Below are 24434 nucleotides of genomic sequence, written 5' to 3' on the forward strand. Positions count from 1 at the left end.
CCACAAAATATACAGACAGGCAGTCTGAAGGCTGAGGGGCCAGAAGGCTGCCTTTTTGTTTCCTCAGAAAAGCCCGACCGGTGGGATTGAAATGCGCCAGCAAAATTTGTATGTTGGATGCATACCATTTTTTCAACAGAACAAAAGGGGCTATGTCCGGTGAAATTGGCAGAAGATTACCTTCGGCTGCGAAGCGCTTATTCCGGTGAAAAGGAAGGGGAGCCGTTCCGGGTGACGATCGACGGGCTGGCCGAGGTCCTGTACTGCACGCCCCGTAACGCCAGGCTGATCCTGCGCAAAATGGCCGACGCCGGCCTGATCCGGTATGCAGCCGGGCAGGGCAGGGGCCATCGGTCGGAGCTGATGTTTCTGGCGGACAAGCGGGAGCTCGTGATCCGGGAAGCGCAGCAATACGTGAAGCAGGGGGACGTGCAGGGCGCGCTGCTATGGGTAAAAGAGCAGGCGGGCGAACCCGAAGTGATGCAGCGGTTTGTGGACTGGCTCACCGGCTATTTCGGATACCGGATGGAAACGACCGGGGAGGGCCGTATGGTGGAGACTCTCCGCCTGCCGATATACCGGCCGATCGTGACGCTGGACCCGGCGGACGCGATGTATGCTTTCGATACCCATCTGATCCGCCAAATCCATGCGACTCTGGTCGAGCTGGAAATGGACACCGGCAAGGTTATTCCAGGCGTCGCACATCATTGGGAATCTAGTGCTGATGCTTGTTGTTGGACGTTCTATTTGCGAAAAGGCGTGACGTTTCACGACGGCACGGAGCTTACGGCCGATGACGTCAAATACAGCCTGCTGCGCGTGCAGCAGGAATCCAACAATCATTCCTGGCTGTGCAGGGACATCGTTGAGATCTACGCGGAATCGCGTTACACCATCCGCATGAAGCTGCGTCAGCCCAACGTCCTGTTTGCGTTATTTATGTCGCATACGGCGGCAGCCATCCTTTCCCGCGCCAGCGGGGAGTCCGGGGCCGTAACGGTTCCCGGCAGCCTGCCCGTCGGGGCCGGGCCTTACCGGATCGCTAAGCTTATGCCGGGGATGTGCGTGCTGGAGGTTTTCCCGGATTATTATGCAGCCCGGGGCCTGATCGATCGAATCGAAGTGATGATCATCCCGGACACCGGCGGAGAATGGACGGTGGAGACCAATCCGGGCGTACTGGTCGTCGAGACGGGAGAAGCGCGCCGTCAAGAGCTGAAGACGTGGCGGCGCAGCCGTCTCGTCACCGGATGCAGCATGCTGACGATAAACCTTGCGAAACCGGGGGTTTTGCAAACCGGTTCCTTCCGCAGGGCGCTTGCACTCGCGGTTGACCGGAGCCGGATGGTCCGGGAACTGGGTTACCCGCATGCTTCCCCTTGCCTCGGGTTTCACCTTGAGCCGCAGCCGGATGCCGCTGATCCGCTGTATGATCCGGAAGAGGCATCGAGGGAATTGAAACGGTCCGGGTACGGTGGAGAGGCTCTGAAGCTGTATGCGTATCGTCGCCATGAGCAGGCGGCTTACTGGCTTCAGCAGCAATATGGTCAGGCCGGAATCCGGCTGGACGTGCATATTGTGCCCTGGGAGGAATTAATGAAGGAAGAGCGGATCTGGGAGGCAGACCTGATCCTGTTCGAGGCGCTGCTGAGCGAGGGGCTGCTCCGGCAGATCGAATATTTGCTGTCCCGGTACAGCTTCATTCGCAGCATGCTGGATCCCGGAACGCAGGCGGAAGTAGACCGGCTTGTGGGGCAGCTGCTTCAGGAGGCGAAACCGGAAGCCCGGGACGAGGCGTTTCAGCGGCTGGAAACCTGGTTGATCGACAGCAGCACGGCCGTCTATTTGACCTACAACGAAGCCCGGGTGCTGTCCCATCCGGCGCAGCAGGGCGTTCGGTTGAATGCTGCCGGGTGGGTAGATTTTAAGGACATCTGGTTTAAAGGGGAAGGTTAACAGCGGCTGGTCAATCGCGATTGCGGTACGGGAAAACATGACATCTGACGAAAGGGGAAAGGTTTTCCGGAAAGATTGCCTTTTTCAAAGGGCTCGCCTGGCTGTACAATGATCACAGCACATGAGATGAAACTTACCAACGGAGTGAAGGTGAACGGTATGGAAATTATGCTGGACGATTTAAACGGGCCGGAAATAGCCGCGTTGATCCGCGAGCATCTTCAAGGCATGGCGGAGGAGTCGCCGCCGGAGAGCGTACACGCCCTAGATCAGGACGGGCTGCGGCGTCCGGATGTGACATTCTGGAGCGCATGGGAACAGGGAGAGCTGCTAGGCTGCGGGGCGCTGAAGGAGCTCGATCCCAGCCACGGCGAGATCAAATCGATGCGGACCTCATCCGCCCACTTGCGTAAAGGCGTGGCTCGATCCATCCTGGCGCACATCATTGAGGAGGCCCGGCGGCGAGGATATCGGCGGCTGAGCCTTGAGACGGGCTCAATGGCGTCGTTCGAGCCGGCCCGACGGCTGTACGCGGCCTTTGGATTTGAGGAGTGCGGCCCATTTGCGGATTATACGCTCGATCCTTACAGTACTTTTATGACCCGAGAGCTGTAACCTAATTATGCAGAGCTTGACGTGAAAAAAGGACATGCTTCCTGTCATCGACAGGGTGGGCATGTCCTTTTACTTCATGTGCAAGAAAACTTAGCAAGGAATGACAGCGGTGAAGGTACTGCCTTGGCCGGGCGTGCTCTGCACGCTCAAAGTGCCGCCGTGGGCTTCGGCAATCCATCTGCCGATGGACAGCCCAAGGCCGTGGCCGCCCAGCTCCCGGGCGCGGGATTTGTCCACGCGGTAAAAGCGTTCGAAGATGTGCGGCTGCTCCTCCGGTGGTATACCGATTCCGTTGTCACTGACGGTCATGTGCAGCATTCTCCGTTTGTCCTCCCGGATCTCCAGGGCAAGGGAGACGGTGCCGTCCTCCGGCGTATACTTGATGGCATTGTCCAGCAGGATGACCATCAGCTGCTGCAGGCGCTGGGCATCGCCATGAACCGTCATGCCGTCCTCCGCATGTAGCTTCAACGCAATCTGCTTGGCCTGCGCCAAAGGAAGCAGGGATGCTACCGTCCGTGAGGCTTCAGCCGCCAGATCAAAGTCGGTTATGCTCAGCTGAACCTCATCCGAATCGGAGCGTGCCAGCGTCAGGAGGTGGCCGGAAAGGTCGGTCATCCGCTTGGCTTCTTCCCGCATGTTGTCCAGCACCCTCCGGCTGAACGGATCGTCCTTCAGGCTGTTTTCCATTTCGAGCACCTCGATGGAGGACAGGATGACGCTGAGCGGCGTGCGCAGCTCATGTGAGGCGTCCGCGACGAACTCGCGCTGCCTCGTATACGAGCGGGCGATCGGAACCATCGCCTTGACCGACATGTTCCGGCTGAGAAACACGGCCAGGACACAGAACAGCAGCGCGAGCCCGATCAGCACGAGCAGGAGCCAGCCGAACAGCCGGTACTGGCTGCCTACCTCCTTGGCCACGTACAGCGTGCCTATAAAGACCCCGTTATCGTAAACGGCCTTGCCGGCCAGAAGCATGCGGACATTTCCGGGAGCCGCCTTGCGGGGATCGTTCCCGTGTCTTGGCGGCCCTGCATCCCGGCCGGTTTCCTTGATCGTAACGGTCTTGTACTCCGTCTGATCGCCTTCGGGCGTCCACTCCGCCACCGCACTGCCGACCGCTGCGCTCAGTCCCATCCGCTGCTGCGCTTCGTACAGAAAATTCCCATGAGGGTCCTTGAAGCAGCCCACCGTCTGGTTCGCTAACGATGGATAGCTGCTGCCGAGATTACCTTCAATATTATAGGAGCCGGTATGCTCCATCGATTCATGAAACGCATAGGACATATCCTGAATCCAGTCGTTCAGCTGACTTTTCTGGTCGTTGATCAGCAGAAAATACAGCAGCCCGTACACCGTTCCAATGAACAGGGCGAGAAAAGCGATAAGCACCGCGGTATACTGCAGCGTCAATCGGTTCTGGGTTCTTATGAACAGGTCACTCCCCTGCCGGGGCCAGGCGAAGGGGGATTTCCATTTCCATTTAGGCTTCAATTTTATAGCCGACCCCCCGGATGCTCTGAATCAGCTCTTGATCCAGTCCGCTGAGCTTCTTGCGGAGCAGCTTGATCATGGCGTCGATCGCTTTGGGGCCGACATCGGCGTCGAGTCCCCAAATCCGGTCCAAAATGACTTCCCGGGTCAAGGTGATGCCCTTGTTCTGAATCAGCAGGTCCAGCAGCTGAAACTCCCGCGGCGTCAGCTGGACGAGTTCTCCCGCGATGCTTGCCGTCTGGTTGGTCCGGTTCAGGATAAGGCCGGGGACCTGAACTTCCTCACCTTGAATGGGCGCAAAATTTCGCCGCGACAGGGCGCGGAGCCGGGCGAGCAGCTCCTCGATTTCAAACGGCTTGACCAAATAGTCGTCGGCGCCAGCGTCCAGTCCATTGATCCGGTCCTGCAGCCCGTCCTTGGCGGTCAGCATCAGGATGGCGCCCATGTATCCTTCCTTCCGCAGCTGCCGGCAAGCCCAGACGCCGTTGCCCTCCGGCATCATCCAGTCGAGAATCAGAACGTCGTAATTGGTGGCCTCGGCATACTCGCAGGCTTCCCTGCCAGTAGTGACCCAATCCGCGGTATGGCCGCCTTTTTTCTTCAGCATGTGCACGACCAGCTCTCCCAGCCGCATATCGTCTTCTGCCAGCAATATTTTCATCCATATCCGATCCTTTCCCGCATCTATATAGATTGAACTAAAGTTTTGCATCAAGCTTCCTGCTAAAAAAGTCTAATTCGGCCTGAAACATTTCTTTCTTTAGTTCATTCGATCTAGCTCCTGAAATAGTGCCGGTGTTAAAGTTTAATAAGAGCATACTTCCGGCGGATAAACCGAGTCAAGAATCGGTGGCCGGCGGGTGCTTCAACCTGCCCTTTCAGCTTGGGTGCAAGCCATGGTTTGGGGGCTAAGCACGATTTTGAGGACTCTGCATATCACAAAAGCCCCAAAACCCAAGGCTTTGGAGCTCTTGAAGGTTTGGGGCTGATGACGAAGGTTGCATACCCCCGTTATACAACGGAGAGATGCGCTTTTTGATAATACGACGGGTTATGTAGTTAACTTCGCGTAGACGATGAAGAAAATCATGATCTCTCCGACGATGGCGTAATTGGGGACGGGGAAGATCAGGTCAATCACGAAGCAGCAAGCAAGAATCCCGAGCATAATAGCCAGATGATAGGGCTTCAGCCGCAAATGTTTGTGTCTGTACCGGTGAAACACCACAGAGGTCGATAAGAAATACAGGAGCACGGACCCAAACACGAATGCAAGCAAGAAGGAGTAATCCATCTGGTCTTTGTATAACAGCTGAATGGCTGCCGCGATCATGCTCATCGACAAATACACAAATAAGTGACCGTAAATAATCATTTGGCCGGCCGTGTGGATTTCCCGGCTTACCTTTTTGTCGATGTTATCGAAGTACTGCCACCACATGGCAATGACCAGAAGGCTGGTAAAAGCGACGAACAAGACGGACGGCAGATCCCAGTGATTAAATTGCAGCACGGCAAGGATACTAACGACCGATTCGCCTAGAAGAATCAAGGTAAACAGGGCGAAGCGTTCGAACAAATGGTGCGTATTGATTGGCGTTCTGACCAAGTGCCGGCGCCCCATTAAGGGAAGCAGAATATCTACCGCGATCCCCGCGTACAAGATGGCATACCGGATCCAGGAGTCGAAGAACAGCGAGCAGGCCGAGATCAGAATGCCGATCAAAAAGTGGGTGCCCAAATAGGAGGCGGTCACTTGCTGATGCGCCGCTTTGGCCCGATGGACGAAAAGATACTGCAGGGCCGTCAGCACCCTTGAGCCAATGTATCCTACAAAGAAGGGAACATAGTATTGGTCAAAAGCTGGGGATAAACTCGCCGTCATGACGAGAACGAACAACAGCTGAAGGATCATGAAGACCCTGTGAATTAAAATATCCTGGCCGAACCGGTTTACAAAGAGCGTTTGTCCTACCCAACCCCACCAGATCGGGATAAAAATCAACACGAATTTGCTCAGGTACTCCAAGGGAATGGTCCCGTGTTCCGCATGCAGCAGGACATGCGTTGCTTTGGACACGGCTGCGACTAAGAGAAGATCGTAAAACAGCTCCAGCCAGGTCACCTTTTTTTCAATCATAGCCTTATAGATCCTCTCCTTGATGTGATAAATGCCGTCAAATGAGTCAAAAGCGAATCCGCCGCTCATCTGAAGAATCAATTTATTATATCAATTTTCAAATCCCGGTCTACTACATTTTCGGAAATAGGACTGCAGGCTGTAACCGAAGTCCCGGATTGTTAAGCAGGGGTAAATACAACGGTCTTTTTTACTGATTTTTTGTACATTAAGGAGAAAAATATAGTTAATATAATTTTATATACACGAATAACATTATGTGCTATTCTAACGTTGCCAAAGGGATGTTATGCGTCAAGCATCGTTAGTCGATTGTCAATACGCTTCTTGGCTGCAGGGAGCACCGGATCAACATTGGACGGTCCTTAGCCTGATGGACGGGCATCATGGGATGCCGTGGTCCTTACCGGGTGATTTCATGCTTTTTGAAACTACGCATTGTAGTATAAATTATGGGAGGAATACATATGACAAAGAAGGTTGTTTTGGAACCCGCTGCTTTGAAATTTGCACAAGATACCGCCAATCCGCCGTATTTGTTTGATCTTGGACCGGAAAAAGGACGCGAAGCCGTAGACGAGGTTCAATCGGGCGACGTCCCGAAGCTGCCGGTTGAAATTCAGGATATCACCGTTGAGGGAGGGCCGAGCGGACAGGTTTCGGTCAGACTGCTTCGTCCCGAAAACGTTACAAATAAGCTGCCGGTCATTCTTTATATCCATGGCGCCGGCTGGGTGTTCGGTAATGCGCACACCCATGATCGCCTGATCCGGGAGCTTGCAGTCGGTGCCGAGGCCTGCGTCGTATTCCCGAATTACAGCCTGTCTCCGGAAGCAAAATATCCAACGGCGATCGAAGAAATCTATGCGGTTCTGACCTGGATTGCGGAACATGGGGAGGCTTACGGCCTGGATACGGACCGCCTTACCGTGGCTGGGGACAGCGTTGGGGGAAATATGACCGCTGCGATTACGCTGATGGCGAAAGAGCGCAAGGGTCCCGCCATTCATAAACAGTTACTGTTCTACCCGGTGACGGATTCAGGCAACGACACGGAGTCCTATCATCAGTTTGCGGAAGGTTATTTCCTGCGCCGGGACGCCATGGCCTGGTTCTGGGAGCAGTATATTACGAAGCCGAGCGATAAAGAGGAGATCTATGCTTCCCCGCTGCGGGCAACGCGCGAGCAGCTCGAAGGCTTGCCTCCTGCACTGGTCATTACCGCTGAAGCGGACGTTCTTCGCGATGAAGGCGAAGCTTACGCCAACAAACTGCGCGAAGCCGGCGTCCGGGTGACCGCTGCCCGTTTCCAGGGGGCCATTCATGACTTCGTCATGCTGAATGCCCTTGCGGACACGGCGGCGGCTAGAGGCGCGATCGCGCTGGCGAACGCTTGGCTCAAAGAATAGCAGGGGCGGTGAAAATAGCAAATGGCGACAACCATAGGCATTATGGTGGGGAGTTTAAGGGATCATTCGTATAACCGGATGATTGCGGATACGATCCCGGAGCTTGTAGATTCCGCACAATATGAATTCATCTCGATTGCGGATCTGCCCTTGTACAACGCGGATTTGGACCGGGAGGAAAGCCCGGAGTCTGTCAAGCGCTTCCGCGAAGCGGTTCAACAGGCGGACGGTATCATTATCGTGAGCCCGGAATATAACTCGGGCATCCCGGGTGTGCTGAAAAATGCGCTGGACTGGGCTTCAACCCCGACCAAAACCGCGGTCCTCATTCATAAACCGGCCGGGGTCATCGGTGCGACGCCGGGCGTTAAAGGGACGATTTTGTCGCAGCAGCAAATCCGGCAAACCTTGGACGCCGTTCAGTCTTATGTGATGCCGTTTCAAAAAATGTATATATCGCAGGCGATGGAGAAGGTTGATCCGGAGAGCGGTAAGCTGACCGATGAAACGACCCGCAGGTATGTACAACGTTATGTGCGGTCGTTCATTCAATGGGTCGATCAGGTACAGCAGATGAACGGGCAATAACCATTTTAATCAGGAGCTGAGGCTATTATGGGTAACATTGCGGTTTATGGATTCGGTCGGATCGGAAGGCAGCTGCTTCGGGCGGCGTTGGAACAAAACTTGTTTGTTCCTTATTCCATCTCCGATATCAAAGATGAAGCGACGCTGGCGGCGCTGTTTGAAGTGGACACCAACTACAAGCGCTGGCCTGAGAACGTATCGGGCGGCGAGGGCGCGATCGTGATCGGCGGCCGGGATATCCGGTATTTGAATTCGGCCAAGGAAGTGCCTCATTGGGGTGAGCTCGGCGTCGACCTGGTCGTCGACTGCACCGGGCGGGCCGTGACGCGGCCTGTGGCCGAACAGCACCTGGAGCGGGGAGCCAAACGGGTGCTGGTCAGCGGACCAAGCAAAACGCTTGATGACTGCGACGCCGTTCTGCTGAAAGGAATCAACCTCGACAGCTTCGATCCGGAAAAGCATAAAATCATCAGTATGGCGAGCTGCACGACGAATGCGCTGGCTCCGGTCGTCAAATTGGTCCGGGAAAACTACGGTATCAAATACGGCTTATTTTCCACGGTACACTCGTATACGAACACGCAATCGTTAACCGATCAGCCGATGAAGGACCGCCGGGATTCCTGGGCTGCGGCTGAAAACATCATTCCGTCATCTTCCGGCGCCGCCAAAGCGCTCAAGTTCATCTGGAACGATCTGCAGATTACCGGCAAAGCGTACCGCATTCCGACGCGTACAGGCAGCATTGCCGAGCTGAACCTGATCACGGAGAAGCCTTGTACCGTTCAGGAGATCAATGATATGTTCCGGCAGGCTGCAAGCGAAGGCGATCTGAAGGGTGTGCTCGACGTTTTGGAAGGGGAATGGGCATCGTCACGCATCGTTGCCGATCCGCATTCCTCAATTATCGACCTGCCGTTAACCCAGGTGCAGGGGGAAATGCTGTCCGTCGCCACCTGGTACGATAACGAATGGGGTTATGCCTCCAGATTGGCGGAAGTTGCTGCTTATTTGGCAGGGAAATAGGATTGCAGTTACAGAAGACAAGGGCTGCCGGTGAGTGCCGGCGGCCCTAATTTGCTTGAGAAAGGGATGGATCGGATTCGCTCCGAAAAAATGGATTGACAATGAGAAGAACATCATTTATCTTTAATTTAAGATAAATAAATTCGAAATAAAAACCCGGATCCAAAAATCCTAAAGGAGCGATACAGATGTTCACACGCACGGCAGGTATTCATCACATTACGGCATTTTCAAGAAACCCCCAGGAAACGATTGATTTCTACAGCGGTATCCTCGGACTCAGCTTGGTGAAGAAGACGGTTAACTTCGATGATCCTACGGTGTATCACCTGTATTTCGGCGACCCGGCGGGGTCTCCGGGAACAATCCTGACCTTTTTCCCCTATCCTCGAGCCCGGCAAGGGCAGATTGGGGGCGGTCAGGTGGGCATCGTGACCTTTGTCATTCCGCCCGGGTCCATCGATTTTTGGCAGGAACGGCTGTCTTGGTTCGGACGGGATGCAGCAAGCAGCAAGCGGTTTGGCGAGAGCTATCTGCAGTTCTCGGATCCGGACGGACTACGCCTGGAGCTGGTGGAGCGGGAAGACGGAGCCGGGGGCGCAAGCCCGCTTGAAAGCATTTCGGATGACCAGGCCATCGAGGGATTAGGCGGTGCGGTTCTGTTCAGCGAGGCTTATGCCGACACGATCGACGTGCTGGAGAACCTTCTCGGACTGGCCAAAATCGGGGAAGACGACGGATACGCCCGTTTTCAAGCGACGGCCGAGCTCGGCAACCTGATCGATGTCCGTATGGAGAACATGGATGCGGGACATGGCACTGCCGGAACCGTACATCACATTGCCTGGCGGGCAAGCGATAACGCGGAGCATGAAGCGTGGAGGGAACGCGTGTCGGTCAATGGCTTTGACGTTACTCCGATTAAGGATCGCCAATATTTTAAAGCCATCTATTTCAGGGAACACGGCGGAATCCTGTTTGAGATTGCGACGGATCCTCCCGGATTCGCCCGGGACGAAGCCCCGGATGCGCTGGGACGCAAGCTGATGCTGCCGGAATGGTTTGAACCGCAGCGCGGTGACATTGAGGCCCGGTTAGAGCCGGTTACGACCGAGAAAGTATGGAATTGACCGCGAAACAGGCGGTGTGCGATATCGTGAGACAATCAGCATTTGGCTATAGGGCGGTGTAGTATCGCCGGCCATCGATGATCCCTGCAAGGACAGGGGTCATCTTTTTTTTAGCAATCTTTTGCCTGAACGCTAGACTTTATTGTGAGACATTGGCTTTTCACCATCTTTTCACCATCGCCCCGTACAATGACAGCATAACGGGAATGAACATACTTGAAACAAGGTGGACTGTATATGGCAAATTCCAAATGGATCAAATGGACGGCAGGCATGGCGGGTGTGGTCATGTTTACAGGTTTCGTTGGATATATCTCCAAATTTAATCCGGCCGACACTGCTAAAGGGAATGTGGCGAGCGCTTCCCCGATCTTCGGAGCGGGACAAGACGACTCAAGCGGCGATGTCGAGAACCAATGGCGGAGCGAAGATTCCGGCGGGGACGCAGGGTTCTCCGGGCAGGAACGCGGATTTATGGGCGGCCGCTCCCGGTCGGGCATGGATTTCGGCTCCGGGCAAAGCGGCAGCGGGGAAGGCTCCATGCGCACCCACGCTTCCTAGCGGCAGGCGCTGGACGGAGGTGATTGAAGATGCATACATTCAGAGCGATGAACACAGAATTCGTCACGCATGGACTGCCTGAGGCGGAGCAGAGGGAAGCGGAGTCCTGGTTTGCTTTTGTGGAAAAGCATTTGACCCGTTTCGATCCGGGCAGCGAGCTGTCCCGTCTGAACCGTTCGGCAGGCAGGCCGTTTATGGCGACGCCGATCCTGTTCGAAGCCGTCAGCGTGGCGGTGGATTATTACCATAGGGCCGACGGGTTGTTTAACCCTTTTCTCGGACAGCTCCTGTCTGATCTGGGTTACGGCCGAAGTTTCGGAGAGACAGCCGCGGAAGAGGAGGTTTCTTCACAGGCACCGGACCGAACGGAGGCTAATCCAAGGCCGCTGGGCGCTTTTGGCCCGGAGATCGGGGCCAAGCTGGACCCGCTGCTTCGCAGCATCGAGCTGCCACCGGCATGGTCGGTGGATCTCGGCGGCATCGCCAAGGGCTGGAGCGCCGAGAAGTTCGCGGGCATGATGCGCAGAAAGGGCATTGCGCACGGGGCGGTCAGCGCCGGCGGGGACATGATGCTGTGGGGCGGGGAGGACCGCCCGCAGCAGGTTAACATAGCGGATCCATTCGCTTTGGACCGCGACATTGACTCGCTCGTCATCCGCAGGAACGCGGGCGTTGCCACAAGCAGCCGGTTAAAGCGGAAATGGCTGGACAGGGAGGGACAAGAGCGGCATCACATCCTCGATCCCCGCACCATGATGCCTAGCCTGACAGATGTGGTGCAGGCGACGGTCATCCATCCGTCGCTGACGGCAGCCGAGGTCTATGCCAAATGCCTGCTGATCCTTGGCCTGCAGGCCGGGATTGCATGGCTTGAACGCAAACATCCCGCCGCGGCGGCTGTACTTGTCTGCGAAGACGGTTCCGTCTGTACGGCGGGATTCATCGAATCATATCGACAGGAGAATGGAAAGGAGGCGGGATGATGGCGGTCTTTCATCATTTCGGCAGCAGCATCAGTCAAATTTTATCGGTGTGGGTCACGACGAGGGCGGCGGGGCTGACCTCTTATATGCTCCTGTTCGCTTCTGTTGCGGCAGGACTGCTGCAGGGAGGGGCGTGGGCCAAAGGGCCGGTTAAAGCGAAGCTGAACATGGTGCATCAATGGTGCGGCTGGTTCGGTCTGTTATTCGGTATGGTTCACGGACTCGTTCTCCTGTTCGACCGGTATGTCGGGTATTCCTTGGCGGATCTTTTGATCCCCTTTAAGGTGAGCGGCGACCGGTTGTGGATGGGGCTGGGGATTTTGTCGCTGTACTTGATGCTGCTGCTGATCATCAGCTCGGATCTGATGAAGAAGCTCGGCAAAAAGGCTTGGCGCTTGATTCATTTTCTGGCGATGCCCACCTATTTGATGGCGCTGGTCCACGGAATCATGCTGGGAACGGACAGCCGGCAGGCTCCCGTGATTGTGCTCTATGCGGTGACCGGTGTGACGGCGCTGGTCCTGCTGGTGAACCGGATCGCCGCTTCGCGCAGAAAGGGCGGAGGGAGAATGATCGTGGTGCAGGAAGGCGGGAAAACCGGCATTAAACAGATCCCTTCTTCACGCTTATAGGACAGGCGGAGTGCTTCTGCGCTCCGCCTGTTAAGCATGATTCGGATGTTTTCAAGAGTTCATATTCGCGGGGTTCGGGCCATTTAGCGGCTGTTCGCCTGCCGTCCGGCGTAGTAGGGGGCGCCTGGATCGATGTCGAGCACGACGCGCTGCGGCTCGGCCAGCGCATATTGATGCTCGCAGCGCCAGCGCATCTCTTCGGTGAAGCCGATCGTTTCGCCGTCTTCGATCACGTCTCCCTGCCGGAATAAATAGTACGCCACATCCATCAGCTGGCCGGCCAGCTCGGAAGGGTCGAGGTCAAAGTAGTGGCATTGGACGTCGGGAATCCCGAGCGCCGCCAGCCCAAGCGAATCCATCAGCCCTTCATTGCGCCCGCTCCCGGTCCCTTCCACGTTATAGAAGCGGATGTTCATCGCGCCGTACAGCAGCTCGCCTTGTTCCACCGCCGCCAGGTACGCCCGCGGCTCGACAAGCTTGTCGCTGGCCCGGAAATAGACGGCGTCGCATGGAGCCGCCTCCAGCACGGCCCGCAGTACGCCGGTCATCAGCTGCAATCTGTCTTGGGGCATAAGGCCGGAAGCCATCAGGTCGGTGAGCAGCAGCGTATAACCGCATCCGCTGACGACTTCTCCTGCTTCTCTCCAGTGCCAGGACTGCTGAACGGCGGTGGCGTAGTCGCCTATCGGGCGGTTTTGGACCGGCATCAGGCTGGTTTGCGCCGGCATCTCGCCTTCCGAATAGGCAACCTTATAGTCCAGGTGAAAAAAGTGAAGCAGATCATCCGGACCGGGCTCATCCGGCTCCCACACCGCAAGGCCGGCATGTTCGCGTTCTCCGGCTTGCTGGGTGGAGCCGGTGTAACGCTCCATGCTTGCAAACAAACGGCTTCGGTCGATTTCCGGCTTGTGCCGATATTTCAGTTCGATCGCATATACCCGCGAGAAGCCAAAGCTTTGTTCTTCCTGAGCTACCTCACTCGTCATGTTCCTCTTCTCCTATCGATGTACTGTTCTCCATTCCTTATTGTAACGAATCTTTCCAATACGTTCCAGCTCATGCTCCGTATCCCGCCGGACAGGGAGAAGGAAATTTATTAATTCGGCGAATCGCTGGATGGCATAAAACCGCTGGCCGGCAATAAGTTATAAAAGGCCCGGCTGAAATCGGAATGCTCCGAAAACGCATCGGTCCCGGGACGTAGTTTTATGTCGAAAAAAGCACAATTAAAGAAGGGATATGATAAAACGCATCGAATAAAGAGAAGTGCATTTTTACCTCTATACCCAATTTTCAGGAGGATGTTTAATGATCGTTGTCATGATTGTGCTGTACCTAGCAATATATATCGCCATTTGCGGCGCGTATTTCCAGCTTGCCAAAAAGGCGGGCCGGGACGACATCGCGTGGTTTGCGTTTGTCCCGATTTTGAATTATATTCTCCAGTTGAAGCTGATCAAGGAGAGTGCATGGTGGATCCTGATCACACTGGTGCCGATTGCCAATATCGTGTTCGCCATTATCTGGCAGGTGAAGCTGCTGAACGCGTTCGGCAAGAATGGGGCCTATGTTCTTTTTGCCATTTTCCTGTCCCCGGTATATGTGATTCTGTGGATGGTTTGGGGCTATTCCAGCAAGACGACTTACCAGCTGTACAATCCGCCGGTTCCCCCAGGGCCAACAGCCGCTTTTTAAGCAGAAAACGTTCTTGGGCTCTGACCGGATCTTTGCTTACATACCGACAGAACTGAAGCGTGATTCTAAGATTTAACAACGAAGGGCATGATTCGTAATCGGGTCGGCCCAAATCATCGAGGTAAAAATGCACACAATGACCGTGACCGCTCCCGTTAGGGGGCGGTTTTGCATTTTCGGATATCGGAGGTGTTACCGGGCAAGGGAGCCCGATGCATAAAAAACAGGGGAAACAGCAAAATAATGGTAATCATTTCTCGAAGGAGTTTTCCCATTGTTTATTCAGCGGCTGAAAAAGTTTCTGTATACCTATCCCCGGCCTGAGCGGGAGCAACAACATCAGGATTCTCCTGAGGGGAAGCCCCTGAGCGAAGAACTATCCGACAGTCTAGAGCTGCTCAAACAATCCATGGGCAAAAATACGGATTTTGTCATCCATCATCTCGCAGACGATCAAGAATCGGACTATAAAGTCATCGTCAGCTATATCGAGGGCCTGGTAGATCCGCTGCTCCTTTCCAAATTGCTGGAAAACCTGAATCGCTTGAAGTTAGATCATTTGCTTCGGGCGGACAAGGCATCTGCCGATTGGCTCAAAAACCAGCTTGCCATGGGGAATGTTCAGGTCATCTGCACACAGGAAGATTTAATTCATTCGGTCCTGGACGGGAGGGCCGTCATTGTCGTTCAAGGCATGCGGGAAGCCTTCGCCGTATATATCGAAGGAGGTTCCCGGCGATCTGTAGAGGAGCCTTCCTCCCAGACGGTGATCCGGGGCCCGAAAGAAGGGTTTACGGAAAATATCACGACCAATATCGCCCTGCTCCGGCGAAAAATCAAATCCCCGCATTTGACCATTGAATCGCATATCATCGGAACCTATACGCGCACCAACGTATCCATCGCCTATATCGAAGGGATCGCAAACCCGGAGGTCGTCAAGGAAATGACGTCGCGGATCCAGAGTATTGAAATCGACGGGATTCTGGAGAGCGGGTACATTGAGGAAATGATACAGGACGGCGTTCAGTCGCCCTTCCCAACCATATATAATACCGAGCGGCCCGACACGGTCGCCGGCGGGCTGCTGGAGGGACTGGTCGCCGTCTTTGTGGACGGTACACCTTTTGTTTTAACGGCTCCCGTCACCTTTTACCGTTTCTTGACCTCCAGCGAAGATTATTATCAACGATTCGATATTTCTTCCTTTCTTCGCCTCGTCCGGATGATCTCGTTTTTCACCGCCCTGCTTCTCCCATCGATTTTTATTTCCTTAACCACCTTCCATCAGGAACTGCTTCCCATGCCGCTTTTGATTTCATTGGCCGCACAGCGGGAAATTACGCCGCTGCCGACGCTGGTCGAAGCGCTGCTGATGGAGCTGACTTTTGAAGTCATTCGTGAAGCAGGCGTCCGGATGCCGAGAGCGATAGGCCCGGCCATTTCTATCGTCGGCGCATTAGTGCTCGGTCAGGCCGCGGTCCAGGCGGGACTGGTATCGGCAGCCGTCGTGATTGTCGTCTCCTTTACGGCGATTTCCAATTTTGCACTTCCAGCGATTAACTTTGCTTCGTCCGTCCGCCTTCTCCGATTTGTACTGATGATATTTTCCGGAAGCTTCGGGCTGGTCGGGGTGCTTGGGGTATTGATTCCGCTGATGGCGCATCTGGCCTCACTCGAATCGTTTGGCGTACCTTATCTCATGCCGTCATCGCCTTTTAACAAAACGAACCAAAAGGACCAGATGATTCGGGCGCCCTGGTGGAAGCTGCGCACGCGTCCAGTAGGCATCGGGGACCAGAACCGGATGCGCCAGCCGAAAGACAAGAAGTCGTTCGCAGAACGTGAGGTCGGGCGTCCAAGGGATCCATTGGCCTAGGAAGGGGGATGGAGATGAAGAGAGGGATTGCCTGCTTGGTGCTGTTGGCTTGCCAGCTGCTTACGACAGGCTGCTGGAACCGGGCTGAGCTGAACGACCTGAGAATTACGGTAGCCGGCGGCATCGACCGAATAGGGGACAAATGGGAAATCAGCTATCAGACGATCATCCCGTCCTCCATGGCCTCCGGTACGGGCGGCTCGACCGGGATGGGCTCACAGCCGGCCATTTATGTGTTTTCCATGGTTTCCGATACTATTTTCGGCGCCCGAATGAAGAGTAATTTGGAAACCTCCCGAAAGCTGTATGTCGCTCACGCCAAAGTCATTGTGGTCGGCAGGGAAGCGGCAGAACGGGGGCTCGGCGAGCTGGTTGATTTGTTCCTGCGCAATTCGGAATCGCGTGAAAGCGTAGAACTGCTGATCACCGACGGTAGGGCGAAGGATCTGCTGAAGAAAATGGTTCCTCCCGAAAAGCTGCCGGGTGCGAGCTACAGCGATATTATGGGAAAAGAATCAAAATTTATATCGATTTTTCCGAAAAAAACGATCTTTGATTTGGCGCTCAGCCTGCATTCGGATGCCAAAAGCATCGGCATACCTGTAGCTACTTTTGTGGGTGAGGACACGGAAGAGAACAAGGCAAAATTGCATTCGCTCGATGTCCTCAAAGATACCTCCCCTCCGCTTTCCTTGAGGCTGACCCGCCTTGGCGTATTCAGCGGGGACCGGTTGGCGGGTTATCTGAGCGGCAGAGAAAGCATGGGTCTGTCGTGGCTTACCGATCAAGTGAAGGGGACCGAGCTATCCTTTCCTTGTCCCCAAGCGAAAAACAAGCATAATTCGATCATCATCACCTCTGCGAAAACGAAGCTCAGGCCCGTCCATGCCGGCACGCATTATACGATGCTGGTTAACGTCAAACTGAACGGAAATTTGATGGAATCCACGTGCAACAAGGATTTGTCCAAACCGGATGTCATCCGTGAAATGGAGAAGAGCATCGAAGCGGAAGTCCGCGACCAGATGTTTACCGGTTGGGATGCCGTGCGGCAAATGGGGATTGACGTGACCGGTTATGCCGACATCATTCACCGCAGTTTTCCTAAAGAGTGGAGGAAGATGCAGACCACCTGGCCTGATCAATTCAAACGCATGGATATTCAGGTTCAGGTCAAGGCAACCATCCGCCGGCCGGGTCTGATCCAGAAGACGATACAACAGATGAAATAACGTTTGCCGTAGGCAGCCCTAGTGAACTGGGTATGCAGAAGGAGTATCCTATGATTCGAACGACCCGTGCTTCTGAAATTGCCATATCGTTGTCTTTGTATGAAGTAGGAAGCACTACCCTGTTCCTGTTAGGGGGAGAGGCCAAGCAGGACGCCTGGATCGCCATGCTTCTTGGCGCCGGGGCAGGGCTGATACTGCTTCTGGTTTATTTGCTGATGTACCGCCTGGATGCGGAAAGGGATCTGTTCGAGATGTGCCGGCATTACTTGGGCAGCATATTCGGCTGGGTTGCTGCGTTTGCACTTACCGCTTATTTTGCTTATGAAGCCTCCCGAAATTTTCGCGATATCGGCGAATTGGCCGTTCAAACGATGCTGAACCGGACACCGATGTCGATCATTATTTTCATTTCGGTGCTTATCGGGTCGTACATCACCTATCTTGGGCCACGGGCGGCTTTCAGACTGGGCGTGATTTATGCCTATGTCATGGCGTTCGGATATGTATTGATCTTAGTCATGGTCCCTTTGACGGGGCTGCTGCACACTAAATTCATGTTTCCTGTCCTGGAGAACGGATTCGCTCCAGTGTGGCGGGCGGCCATGCCTAACATCGTATCGTTTCCTTTCGGGCAGACGGTCCTGTTTCTGGTTTATTTTAAATATGCTCAGAAGGGCAAACATCTCGGCAGGCTCACCATCGTATCCTTTCTGGCTACAGCTGTTTTTTTGACCGTTCTAAACCAGCTGGTTATTCTCGTTCTCGGTCCCGAGATTGCCACCATCGGCACGTATCCGCTGTTTATGGTCGTACAGATGATGGAGGTGGCCAACGTGATTGAGAGAGCCGACGCGCTGTTTGTCCTGCTCTTGTTCATGGGCATCGGCATGAAGGCTAATTTCTTACTGATTGGGGCAGGCATCGGCCTTCAGCGCATCACCGGAATCCGCTACAAGCTGTGGATCATCCCGCTAGCATTGACGGTATTTGGCCTCACGTATTTATCACCCACGTTTACGGAATATTTCAGGGCAGGTCTCAAGCTGACCATAGAGCAGCTGATGCCGATTACGCAGTTGGTGATTCCCGGGATACTGGTCATTGCGATGCTGATTGGCAAAAAGAAGCGGAAGCCGGCCTAGGCGAAGATTTCATTGGGATATGCACATAATCCCGCTGCGGAGGTGGATACCCTATCCGTATCTTTCCTAAAGGGGGATGAAAAATGGAACAACTGCTGCAATCGGAATCTTCAGCCCGGCGAATCCGCCGCGAGGCCATGCCTTACCACAGCCCGGAAGATTTAAACCGGGTGGTCGAAGCCGCCAAGGATGCGAGGTTAGCATTGCTCGGCGAGGCTTCGCATGGGACGTCCGAATTTTATACGACCCGCGCCGAGATAACGAAGCGGCTGATCGCAAGCAAGGCGATCCGGTTTGTAGCTGTGGAGGGCGACTGGCCTTCCTGCTACGAAGTCAACAAGTACGTCAAGGATTTGGAGGATAACGAAGCCAAAACGGCGGCAGAGGCGCTGCGGGCATTTCACAGATGGCCGTCCTGGATGTGGGCCAACCGGGAAATGGAAGCGTTCATCGAATGGCTCAGAAGCTATAACTTGGAGCGGCCCGCCGGGGAACGGATCGGCTTTTACGGCCTCGACGTATACAGCCTGTGGGAATCCATGCAGCATATCGTCGATTATTTGAAGCAAACGGAGTCGCCTCTCCTGGATACGGCGCTGCAGGCGTTCGGCTGCTTTGAGCCTTATGGGGACGACTCGCAGTCCTATGGCATTTCCGCCGGACTGATCGGGGAAGGCTGTGAGGAGGAGATCGTGGCGCTGCTGCATGAAATGCAGCGCACCAGGCTCGGCCATCCGCAGAGCGAAGCGGAGCTGAACGCCATGATGAACACGATGGCGGCCGCCGACGCGGAGCACTATTACCGGACCATGGTCCGCGGAGGACCCGATTCCTGGAACGTCCGGGACCGTCATATGGTTCGGGCGCTCCGGCAGCTGCTCGATTATCACGGGCCGGATGCCCAGGCTGTGCTGTGGGAGCATAATACCCATATCGGGGACGCCCGCGCAACGGACATGGCGGCTGACGGCATGGTCAACGTAGGTCAGCTCGTCCGCGAATATTACCGTCCGGCCCAGACGTTCAGCGTCGGCTTCGGCACCCATCACGGGCATGTACTGGCAGGCTCGGCCTGGGGTGCGCCCGTGGAAGTCATGGAAGTTCCGGCCGCCATCCGGGGCAGCTGGGAAGACCTGCTGGCCCGTGCAGGCGGAGGCGAGAACATGCTATTGCTGTTCGACGCCGATACCCAGCCGGAGCTGCGGGAGGTATTCGGTCACCGGGCGATCGGCGTCGTCTATGACCCCGGGTATGAGCTGGGGAATTACGTTCCGTCGCGCATGTCGATGCGTTACGATGCGTTCGTCTTTATCCATGAAACCCATGCGTTAGAACCGCTGGCACTGCCGCTGATGGTTTGAAGGTTCATATTAAAATATGCAAAAGCCGCCTATGATGGATCAAAGGCGGCTATTTTCATAGACACCCCAAGTTCATTCCGTGTTCACACGAAGTACACAGGGTGCCTTTATAATGACGGATGTAGAGAGAAATAAAAAGGTTAGGCAGGGTCCAAGCTGCGATGTATACGGAGCATTCCCGTACCGGATCAAGAACATGTGATAACATGGAATCAACGAAACCGATCCATGGATAAGCAGCGACATCACACAACATAGATACAGATGCGGAGTGAACGGGATGAGACGTAAAATCTTGCTGGTAGAAGACGATATGCTGATGCGCGAATTTATTACCGACTATTTCAAAAAGGAGCAGTGGGACGTTTATGAAGCGGAGAACGGGAAAATCGCGCTGGAGAAGTTCGAGGAAGTAGCCGTCGATCTGGTCGTGCTCGACATTATGATGCCGGAAATGGACGGCTGGTCGGTATGCCGCCGAATCCGCGAGAAGTCGGATGTACCGATCATCATGATTACCGCCCGGTCCGATGATGACGACCAAGTGATGGGCTTTGAGCTCGGAGCCGACGAATATGTGACCAAACCGTTGAGTCCCCGGGTACTCGTCGCCCGGGTAACCGCTTTAATGAAACGAACGGAAGGAACTGTTGGGCTGAGTCCTGATGTGCTGGTATATGGAGCAATAACGGTAAACCGTGCGGCACATACCGTAACCGTAGAGAATGTCAAATTGAATCTGTCTCCGAAAGAGTACGAGCTGCTGCTTTACCTCATCAAGAACTATGGCAGGGTTCTGGCCAGGGAATCGATTTTGGATGCGGTGTGGGGATACGATTACTTGGGGGATGTACGGACGGTGGATACCCATATTAAAAAATTAAGAGCCAAATTGGGAGACGAAGGACGGTATATCCGGACCATGATTCGTGCGGGCTATAAATTCGACATGGACGAATGAGACGTCGCAGCGTTGTGTTTAAACTGTTTGCCGTCACATCCGTGCTGATTTTGCTGGTGTTTTCCTTGGTTATGCTGGCGGAAGGATTGTTCTTCGAGCGGTTTTACCGATCCTCGAAACTGGAGGCATTGGATCGCGGGATGAGTCAGTTCGCCCGGCAGTTTAAGCAGATCGAAGCGGACGAATTCAAGGTCTCGCGGCTTCTCGGTGAATTTATGAACGAACATGATGCGAGTGTCTGGGTTCTGACACGTCAGTTTCAGCGGAACGCTATCAATCCGTACTATATAGTGCTGCAGGCGGCCAACAAAGTGGTGACCCTTCCCATTCCGGCGGAAGGGATGACAACCGACGAGATTCCGGGCGGGATTCGGTTCGGAGGGATGCTGACGGTCGACGGCATTTTCATGGACGAAGACGACACCATTATGCAGCCTGTTGATTTTCAACCAGTGGATCAAGAACCGGAACAGGGGTTGACACGGGTAACCGGCAAGGTGACGGACTTCATGCTTCCTGAGCAGCGTTCATACAATCCGTTGTACCAGGACGCTTTGGCCGATGACGTACTAAAGGATTGGAACGGCCAGGGGGTTCCGTATGAGCAAAAACTGCAAAACGGATCGAAGTTTCAGCAGAGTTGGAAAGATCCTTGGAGTGGAGTTCAGTATGCGGTCATGATGCAGCCCTTGACAGACGGAGGAGGGAGCCGGTATTTGATGGCGATGACATCGATGCAGCCCGTCGGGGAAGCGGTGGATATTTTAAAGAAATATTACATTGTCATCGCGCCGATTATTCTTGTTCTCGTGATTCTATTTTCACTGATCTATTCCAGGATGATCGCCCGTCCGCTCATCACGCTGAGCCGGACCGCTTCCCGCTTGGCGCGGCTGGATTTCACCGGACAGCCGGAAATCCGGTCCAGGGACGAATTCGGGGAACTGTCCCGTCACTTGAGTTCGTTATCCCACAACCTGGATGCGGCCTTGAGTGAGCTGAACCGCACGAATGAACGGCTTCAGGAGGAACTGACGGAGAAGCTAAGGTCCGAGGAGCTGCGCAAGGAGCTGGTCGCTAATATTTCGCATGAGCTGAAGACGCCGCTCGGCATTGTGAAGGGATTCGCGGAAGGGCTTCAGGACGGAGTCGCGGCCGAAAAAAGGGAGAGGTACCTGTCGCTCATCGTGAACGAAACCGATCGGATGAACGCGCTTATCATGGATATGCTGGAGCTGACCAAATTTGAAGTCAAGGCTGTGAAGCTGCATCCGGTAAATCTGTCCCTGCCGGATTTGGCAGAGAGGGCGTCCGCTTCTTTTGCAAGGCAGCTTGAACAAAAGCGGCTTGAATTAAAGCTGGAGACCGATTCCCTGGAAATATGGGTGCAAGCGGATCCCAGGCGGATGGAGCAGGTGCTGCTCAATTTGCTGAGCAACGCGATACGTCATGCCGTAGAAGACAGCGTGATTACTGTGAGGATTCACCGGTCTTATCCGGAGCAAATTACGACAGTGATCGAAAACGCCGGACCGCATATCGCGGCAAGCGATTTAGAGCGGATCTGGGACCAGTTCTACCGGGCCGAGCGCTCGCGTGACCGCAAATCGGGAGGAACCGGTCTTGGGCTTGCGATCGTGAAGCATATTCTGGAGCTGCATGGCGCAAATTTTGGCGCCGTGAATACCAACGAAGGCGTTGCATTTTATTTTACATTAAACGAATCCAAAGGAGACGCGTAGTCATGACCATTAAATCGATCTATTTGGCTTCTGCACTACTGTTATTACTAATGACCAGTGCGTGCGGGGCGAAAAATACGGCGGCACCGGATAGCGGATCTTCGTCTGCCGGAGCAGGTCAGGAAAGCTCTTCTGCGGCTCAGGTGCCGTCAGCAGGAGATGAAGATGAACAGGGCAGCGATGCAGGGGACCAATCGGGGACGGAAAATCCAGCAGGTAGCGGAGAGAGTGAGAATGCTGCCGGAAGCTCTGACGATCACTCCGGCGCCGATTCGGGCGCCGCAGGTAACACGGAGGCGCAGACGCCGGCTAATTCCCAAGATGAAGGATTAAAAGACGGCGGGCCGTCTGGAGAGGAAGACGCGGGTAAAGCCATTCTGATCATTATAGATCAAACTGCGAAGCCGACAACGGGCAACAGCTTCGATTTCGTGATCAACAAGCTGCCTGAAGGTTATATGCTTACAGAGATGCAGTGGGTATCGGCTAAGCACCAAATCAAGAATACGCTCCAGGAGGCCATAGAACATGGGCAAAACGGAGAGGATGGTTTTTACATCAGCGGCGATGGTCAGTTCATGGGCTTCTTCTATCCCGATGAATTGAAGGGAGAAGAAGGCCAAGTGAAATTTGCATTCACGAACGATCAGGGCAAAACATTAACCTGGCAGAAGACCATTACGTTGAAATGATCCGATGAAGCGTTCGAAAACTAGAAATGGACAATTGTAATGGTTTGATGGATCAGAAAAGCGGCCCAAGGGGATTTCCCGGCGGCCGCTTTTTGCGTGCAAAGGAATTCCCTAAGGTTCTAGGAATCGGCAGCACTCCGTAAACAGGGCAGGAAATTGGGCATACGCTGCCGAAAACAATTAGGCGTCCAAGATCCAACCGGCGGGTGTTTACATCATCCGGAAAGGGAAGGAAGGACTGAACAGCCTGTGTTGAAAACTTTTTTTGAAGATATGTCGATCCGGGTTTCGTCCGTTCGTCGTCTATATAGAAACCATGAAAAAGGAGATTATTCTCATGCACACTGTCATTTCAAAAGACGGAACCAAGATCGCTTACGACCGGACCGGGAGGGGGCCTGCGCTCATCCTGGTGGCGGGAGCGTTCAGCTACCGCAAATTTCCGGCACAGGTCCAGCTGGCCCAGCTGCTGTCCAGTCAGTTTACCGTATATAACTACGACCGCCGCGGGCGGGGAGACAGCGGGGATTCCCAGCCTTACGCCGTGGAACGCGAGATCGAGGATTTGGAAGCGGTCATTGAAGCGGCCGGAGGCTCCGCGTATGTCTGGGGGCTGTCCTCGGGAGCCGTATTGGCCCTTGAGGCAGCCGCCGGAGGGGCGGCCATCACGAAGCTGGCCCTCCACGAACCGCCGTTTGTGGTCGATGCCTCGGACCGGAAGCCGCCGCAGGACTTTATACCGCAGGTGACGGAGCTGATCCGCAGCGGGCGGCGCGCCGAGGCGATTAAGTATTTTATGACCAAAGGGATGGGAGCCCCCGGGTTCGTCGTCAGCATGATGCGAATGATGCCGAAGGTGTGGGCGAACCTGATGGCGGTGGCCCACACGCTGCCCTACGATGCCGCGCTGCTTGACGGTTACTGGGACGGAAAGCCGCTGCCTGCTGAACAGTGGAGCCGCGTGACAATGCCGACGCTTGTTCTGGAAGGGCCGGACAGTCCGGTCTCCCTCCGCCATGCCGCCGGTGCGCTGGCTCAAGGACTGCCTAATGCCATCCTGCTGAGTAAGAAGGGGCTCGGCCATACGAAAAAGCTGGACGCTCCGAAAATTGCGGCGGAGCTGTCCGCATTTTTTGCAGACAAAGCGCAGGCATCCGGCATGTAAAGGTAGGTTTGAACGATCCAGACCA

General features: G+C 54.7%; 22 protein-coding genes. 18 read left to right on the forward strand and 4 right to left on the reverse strand.

What is annotated here, in order from left to right; all coding sequences use genetic code 11:
• Positions 1–159: 159 nt before the first annotated feature.
• Positions 160–1959, forward strand: coding sequence for an ABC transporter substrate-binding protein (locus IAE55_RS20225; RefSeq protein ID WP_200633713.1), 1800 nt, complete (start codon positions 160–162; stop codon positions 1957–1959).
• Positions 1960–2118: 159 nt separating this feature from the next.
• The gene (locus tag IAE55_RS20230; RefSeq protein ID WP_200633714.1) at positions 2119–2574 is read left to right on the forward strand and encodes a GNAT family N-acetyltransferase; all 456 of its coding nucleotides are present in this window, start codon (positions 2119–2121) and stop codon (positions 2572–2574) included.
• A gap of 90 nt (positions 2575–2664) precedes the next feature.
• On the opposite strand, the gene IAE55_RS20235 is transcribed toward IAE55_RS20230, so the two are convergent.
• The 3 genes from IAE55_RS20235 to IAE55_RS20245 form a co-directional block, all read right to left on the reverse strand.
• On the reverse strand, positions 2665–4071 hold the full coding sequence (locus IAE55_RS20235; RefSeq protein ID WP_200633715.1) for a sensor histidine kinase: 1407 nt from the start codon (positions 4069–4071) through the stop codon (positions 2665–2667).
• Positions 4061–4732: a response regulator transcription factor gene (locus IAE55_RS20240; RefSeq protein ID WP_200633716.1), complete on the reverse strand. Its 672-nt coding sequence runs from the start codon at positions 4730–4732 to the stop codon at positions 4061–4063. The genes IAE55_RS20235 and IAE55_RS20240 overlap by 11 nt, the downstream gene beginning before the upstream one ends.
• A 390-nt stretch (positions 4733–5122) precedes the next feature.
• Entirely contained in the window at positions 5123–6211 is a 1089-nt protein-coding gene (locus tag IAE55_RS20245) for a low temperature requirement protein A (protein WP_200633717.1), read from the reverse strand.
• 467 nt (positions 6212–6678) lie between these two features.
• On the opposite strand from IAE55_RS20245, the gene IAE55_RS20250 reads away from it, so the two are divergent.
• The 7 genes from IAE55_RS20250 to IAE55_RS20280 all read left to right on the forward strand — a co-directional run bounded on the left by IAE55_RS20250 (position 6679) and on the right by IAE55_RS20280 (position 12540).
• Positions 6679–7620, forward strand: a complete 942-nt coding sequence (locus tag IAE55_RS20250; RefSeq protein WP_145949272.1) for an alpha/beta hydrolase — start codon at positions 6679–6681, stop codon at positions 7618–7620.
• A 21-nt stretch (positions 7621–7641) separates the two neighbouring features.
• A complete protein-coding gene (locus IAE55_RS20255; protein WP_200633718.1) occupies positions 7642–8208 on the forward strand; it encodes an NADPH-dependent FMN reductase in 567 nt (188 codons plus the stop codon).
• 27 nt (positions 8209–8235) lie between these two features.
• Complete coding sequence (locus IAE55_RS20260; protein ID WP_145156635.1) at positions 8236–9234, forward strand: type I glyceraldehyde-3-phosphate dehydrogenase; 999 nt, start codon at positions 8236–8238, stop codon at positions 9232–9234.
• A 188-nt stretch (positions 9235–9422) separates the two neighbouring features.
• Positions 9423–10364: a ring-cleaving dioxygenase gene (locus IAE55_RS20265; protein WP_200633719.1), complete on the forward strand. Its 942-nt coding sequence runs from the start codon at positions 9423–9425 to the stop codon at positions 10362–10364.
• 237 nt (positions 10365–10601) lie between these two features.
• Entirely contained in the window at positions 10602–10925 is a 324-nt protein-coding gene (locus tag IAE55_RS20270) for a hypothetical protein (RefSeq protein WP_200633720.1), read from the forward strand.
• Positions 10926–10954: 29 nt separating this feature from the next.
• Complete coding sequence (locus IAE55_RS20275) at positions 10955–11908, forward strand: FAD:protein FMN transferase (protein WP_200633721.1); 954 nt, start codon at positions 10955–10957, stop codon at positions 11906–11908.
• Positions 11905–12540 (forward strand): ferric reductase-like transmembrane domain-containing protein, encoded by a 636-nt coding sequence (locus IAE55_RS20280; protein ID WP_234489717.1) that lies wholly within the window; start codon positions 11905–11907, stop codon positions 12538–12540. Before IAE55_RS20275 ends, IAE55_RS20280 begins: the two co-directional genes overlap by 4 nt.
• Before the next feature lie 83 nt (positions 12541–12623).
• On the opposite strand, the gene IAE55_RS20285 is transcribed toward IAE55_RS20280, so the two are convergent.
• On the reverse strand, positions 12624–13526 hold the full coding sequence (locus tag IAE55_RS20285) for a DUF4261 domain-containing protein (protein ID WP_200633722.1): 903 nt from the start codon (positions 13524–13526) through the stop codon (positions 12624–12626).
• 322 nt (positions 13527–13848) lie between these two features.
• On the opposite strand from IAE55_RS20285, the gene IAE55_RS20290 reads away from it, so the two are divergent.
• The 9 genes from IAE55_RS20290 to IAE55_RS20330 all read left to right on the forward strand — a co-directional run bounded on the left by IAE55_RS20290 (position 13849) and on the right by IAE55_RS20330 (position 24409).
• Positions 13849–14235, forward strand: a complete 387-nt coding sequence (locus tag IAE55_RS20290) for a DUF5684 domain-containing protein (RefSeq protein ID WP_076168600.1) — start codon at positions 13849–13851, stop codon at positions 14233–14235.
• A 274-nt stretch (positions 14236–14509) separates the two neighbouring features.
• Entirely contained in the window at positions 14510–16114 is a 1605-nt protein-coding gene (locus tag IAE55_RS20295) for a spore germination protein (protein WP_325168669.1), read from the forward strand.
• Between the two features lie 14 nt (positions 16115–16128).
• Complete coding sequence (locus IAE55_RS20300; RefSeq protein ID WP_200633723.1) at positions 16129–17346, forward strand: Ger(x)C family spore germination protein; 1218 nt, start codon at positions 16129–16131, stop codon at positions 17344–17346.
• Between the two features lie 50 nt (positions 17347–17396).
• Entirely contained in the window at positions 17397–18488 is a 1092-nt protein-coding gene (locus tag IAE55_RS20305) for a GerAB/ArcD/ProY family transporter (protein WP_200633724.1), read from the forward strand.
• 83 nt (positions 18489–18571) lie between these two features.
• Positions 18572–19849, forward strand: a complete 1278-nt coding sequence (locus IAE55_RS20310) for an erythromycin esterase family protein (RefSeq protein ID WP_200633725.1) — start codon at positions 18572–18574, stop codon at positions 19847–19849.
• 280 nt (positions 19850–20129) lie between these two features.
• Positions 20130–20810, forward strand: coding sequence for a response regulator transcription factor (locus IAE55_RS20315; protein ID WP_145022235.1), 681 nt, complete (start codon positions 20130–20132; stop codon positions 20808–20810).
• Positions 20811–20824: 14 nt separating this feature from the next.
• The gene (locus IAE55_RS20320; protein ID WP_325168670.1) at positions 20825–22552 is read left to right on the forward strand and encodes a sensor histidine kinase; all 1728 of its coding nucleotides are present in this window, start codon (positions 20825–20827) and stop codon (positions 22550–22552) included.
• Between the two features lie 2 nt (positions 22553–22554).
• Positions 22555–23244 (forward strand): hypothetical protein, encoded by a 690-nt coding sequence (locus IAE55_RS20325; RefSeq protein ID WP_234489718.1) that lies wholly within the window; start codon positions 22555–22557, stop codon positions 23242–23244.
• A gap of 337 nt (positions 23245–23581) precedes the next feature.
• Positions 23582–24409, forward strand: a complete 828-nt coding sequence (locus IAE55_RS20330; RefSeq protein WP_200633727.1) for an alpha/beta fold hydrolase — start codon at positions 23582–23584, stop codon at positions 24407–24409.
• The last annotated feature ends 25 nt before the right edge of the window (positions 24410–24434 follow it).

This window comes from Paenibacillus sp. S28, assembly GCF_016624415.1.
Lineage (GTDB): Bacteria > Bacillota > Bacilli > Paenibacillales > Paenibacillaceae > Paenibacillus_AQ > Paenibacillus_AQ favisporus.

What these genes read in the sequence shown, in the direction of transcription:
- IAE55_RS20230 (WP_200633714.1), top strand. Translation starts at nt 2,119, where the DNA reads ATGGAAATTATGCTGGACGATTTAAACGGGCCGGAAATAGCCGCGTTG.
- IAE55_RS20240 (WP_200633716.1), bottom strand. Translation starts at nt 4,732, where the DNA reads ATGAAAATATTGCTGGCAGAAGACGATATGCGGCTGGGAGAGCTGGTC.
- IAE55_RS20245 (WP_200633717.1), bottom strand. Translation starts at nt 6,211, where the DNA reads ATGATTGAAAAAAAGGTGACCTGGCTGGAGCTGTTTTACGATCTTCTC.
- IAE55_RS20250 (WP_145949272.1), top strand. Translation starts at nt 6,679, where the DNA reads ATGACAAAGAAGGTTGTTTTGGAACCCGCTGCTTTGAAATTTGCACAA.
- IAE55_RS20255 (WP_200633718.1), top strand. Translation starts at nt 7,642, where the DNA reads ATGGCGACAACCATAGGCATTATGGTGGGGAGTTTAAGGGATCATTCG.
- IAE55_RS20260 (WP_145156635.1), top strand. Translation starts at nt 8,236, where the DNA reads ATGGGTAACATTGCGGTTTATGGATTCGGTCGGATCGGAAGGCAGCTG.
- IAE55_RS20265 (WP_200633719.1), top strand. Translation starts at nt 9,423, where the DNA reads ATGTTCACACGCACGGCAGGTATTCATCACATTACGGCATTTTCAAGA.
- IAE55_RS20270 (WP_200633720.1), top strand. Translation starts at nt 10,602, where the DNA reads ATGGCAAATTCCAAATGGATCAAATGGACGGCAGGCATGGCGGGTGTG.
- IAE55_RS20275 (WP_200633721.1), top strand. Translation starts at nt 10,955, where the DNA reads ATGCATACATTCAGAGCGATGAACACAGAATTCGTCACGCATGGACTG.
- IAE55_RS20280 (WP_234489717.1), top strand. Translation starts at nt 11,905, where the DNA reads ATGATGGCGGTCTTTCATCATTTCGGCAGCAGCATCAGTCAAATTTTA.
- IAE55_RS20285 (WP_200633722.1), bottom strand. Translation starts at nt 13,526, where the DNA reads ATGACGAGTGAGGTAGCTCAGGAAGAACAAAGCTTTGGCTTCTCGCGG.
- IAE55_RS20290 (WP_076168600.1), top strand. Translation starts at nt 13,849, where the DNA reads ATGATCGTTGTCATGATTGTGCTGTACCTAGCAATATATATCGCCATT.
- IAE55_RS20300 (WP_200633723.1), top strand. Translation starts at nt 16,129, where the DNA reads ATGAAGAGAGGGATTGCCTGCTTGGTGCTGTTGGCTTGCCAGCTGCTT.
- IAE55_RS20305 (WP_200633724.1), top strand. Translation starts at nt 17,397, where the DNA reads ATGATTCGAACGACCCGTGCTTCTGAAATTGCCATATCGTTGTCTTTG.
- IAE55_RS20310 (WP_200633725.1), top strand. Translation starts at nt 18,572, where the DNA reads ATGGAACAACTGCTGCAATCGGAATCTTCAGCCCGGCGAATCCGCCGC.
- IAE55_RS20315 (WP_145022235.1), top strand. Translation starts at nt 20,130, where the DNA reads ATGAGACGTAAAATCTTGCTGGTAGAAGACGATATGCTGATGCGCGAA.
- IAE55_RS20325 (WP_234489718.1), top strand. Translation starts at nt 22,555, where the DNA reads ATGACCATTAAATCGATCTATTTGGCTTCTGCACTACTGTTATTACTA.
- IAE55_RS20330 (WP_200633727.1), top strand. Translation starts at nt 23,582, where the DNA reads ATGCACACTGTCATTTCAAAAGACGGAACCAAGATCGCTTACGACCGG.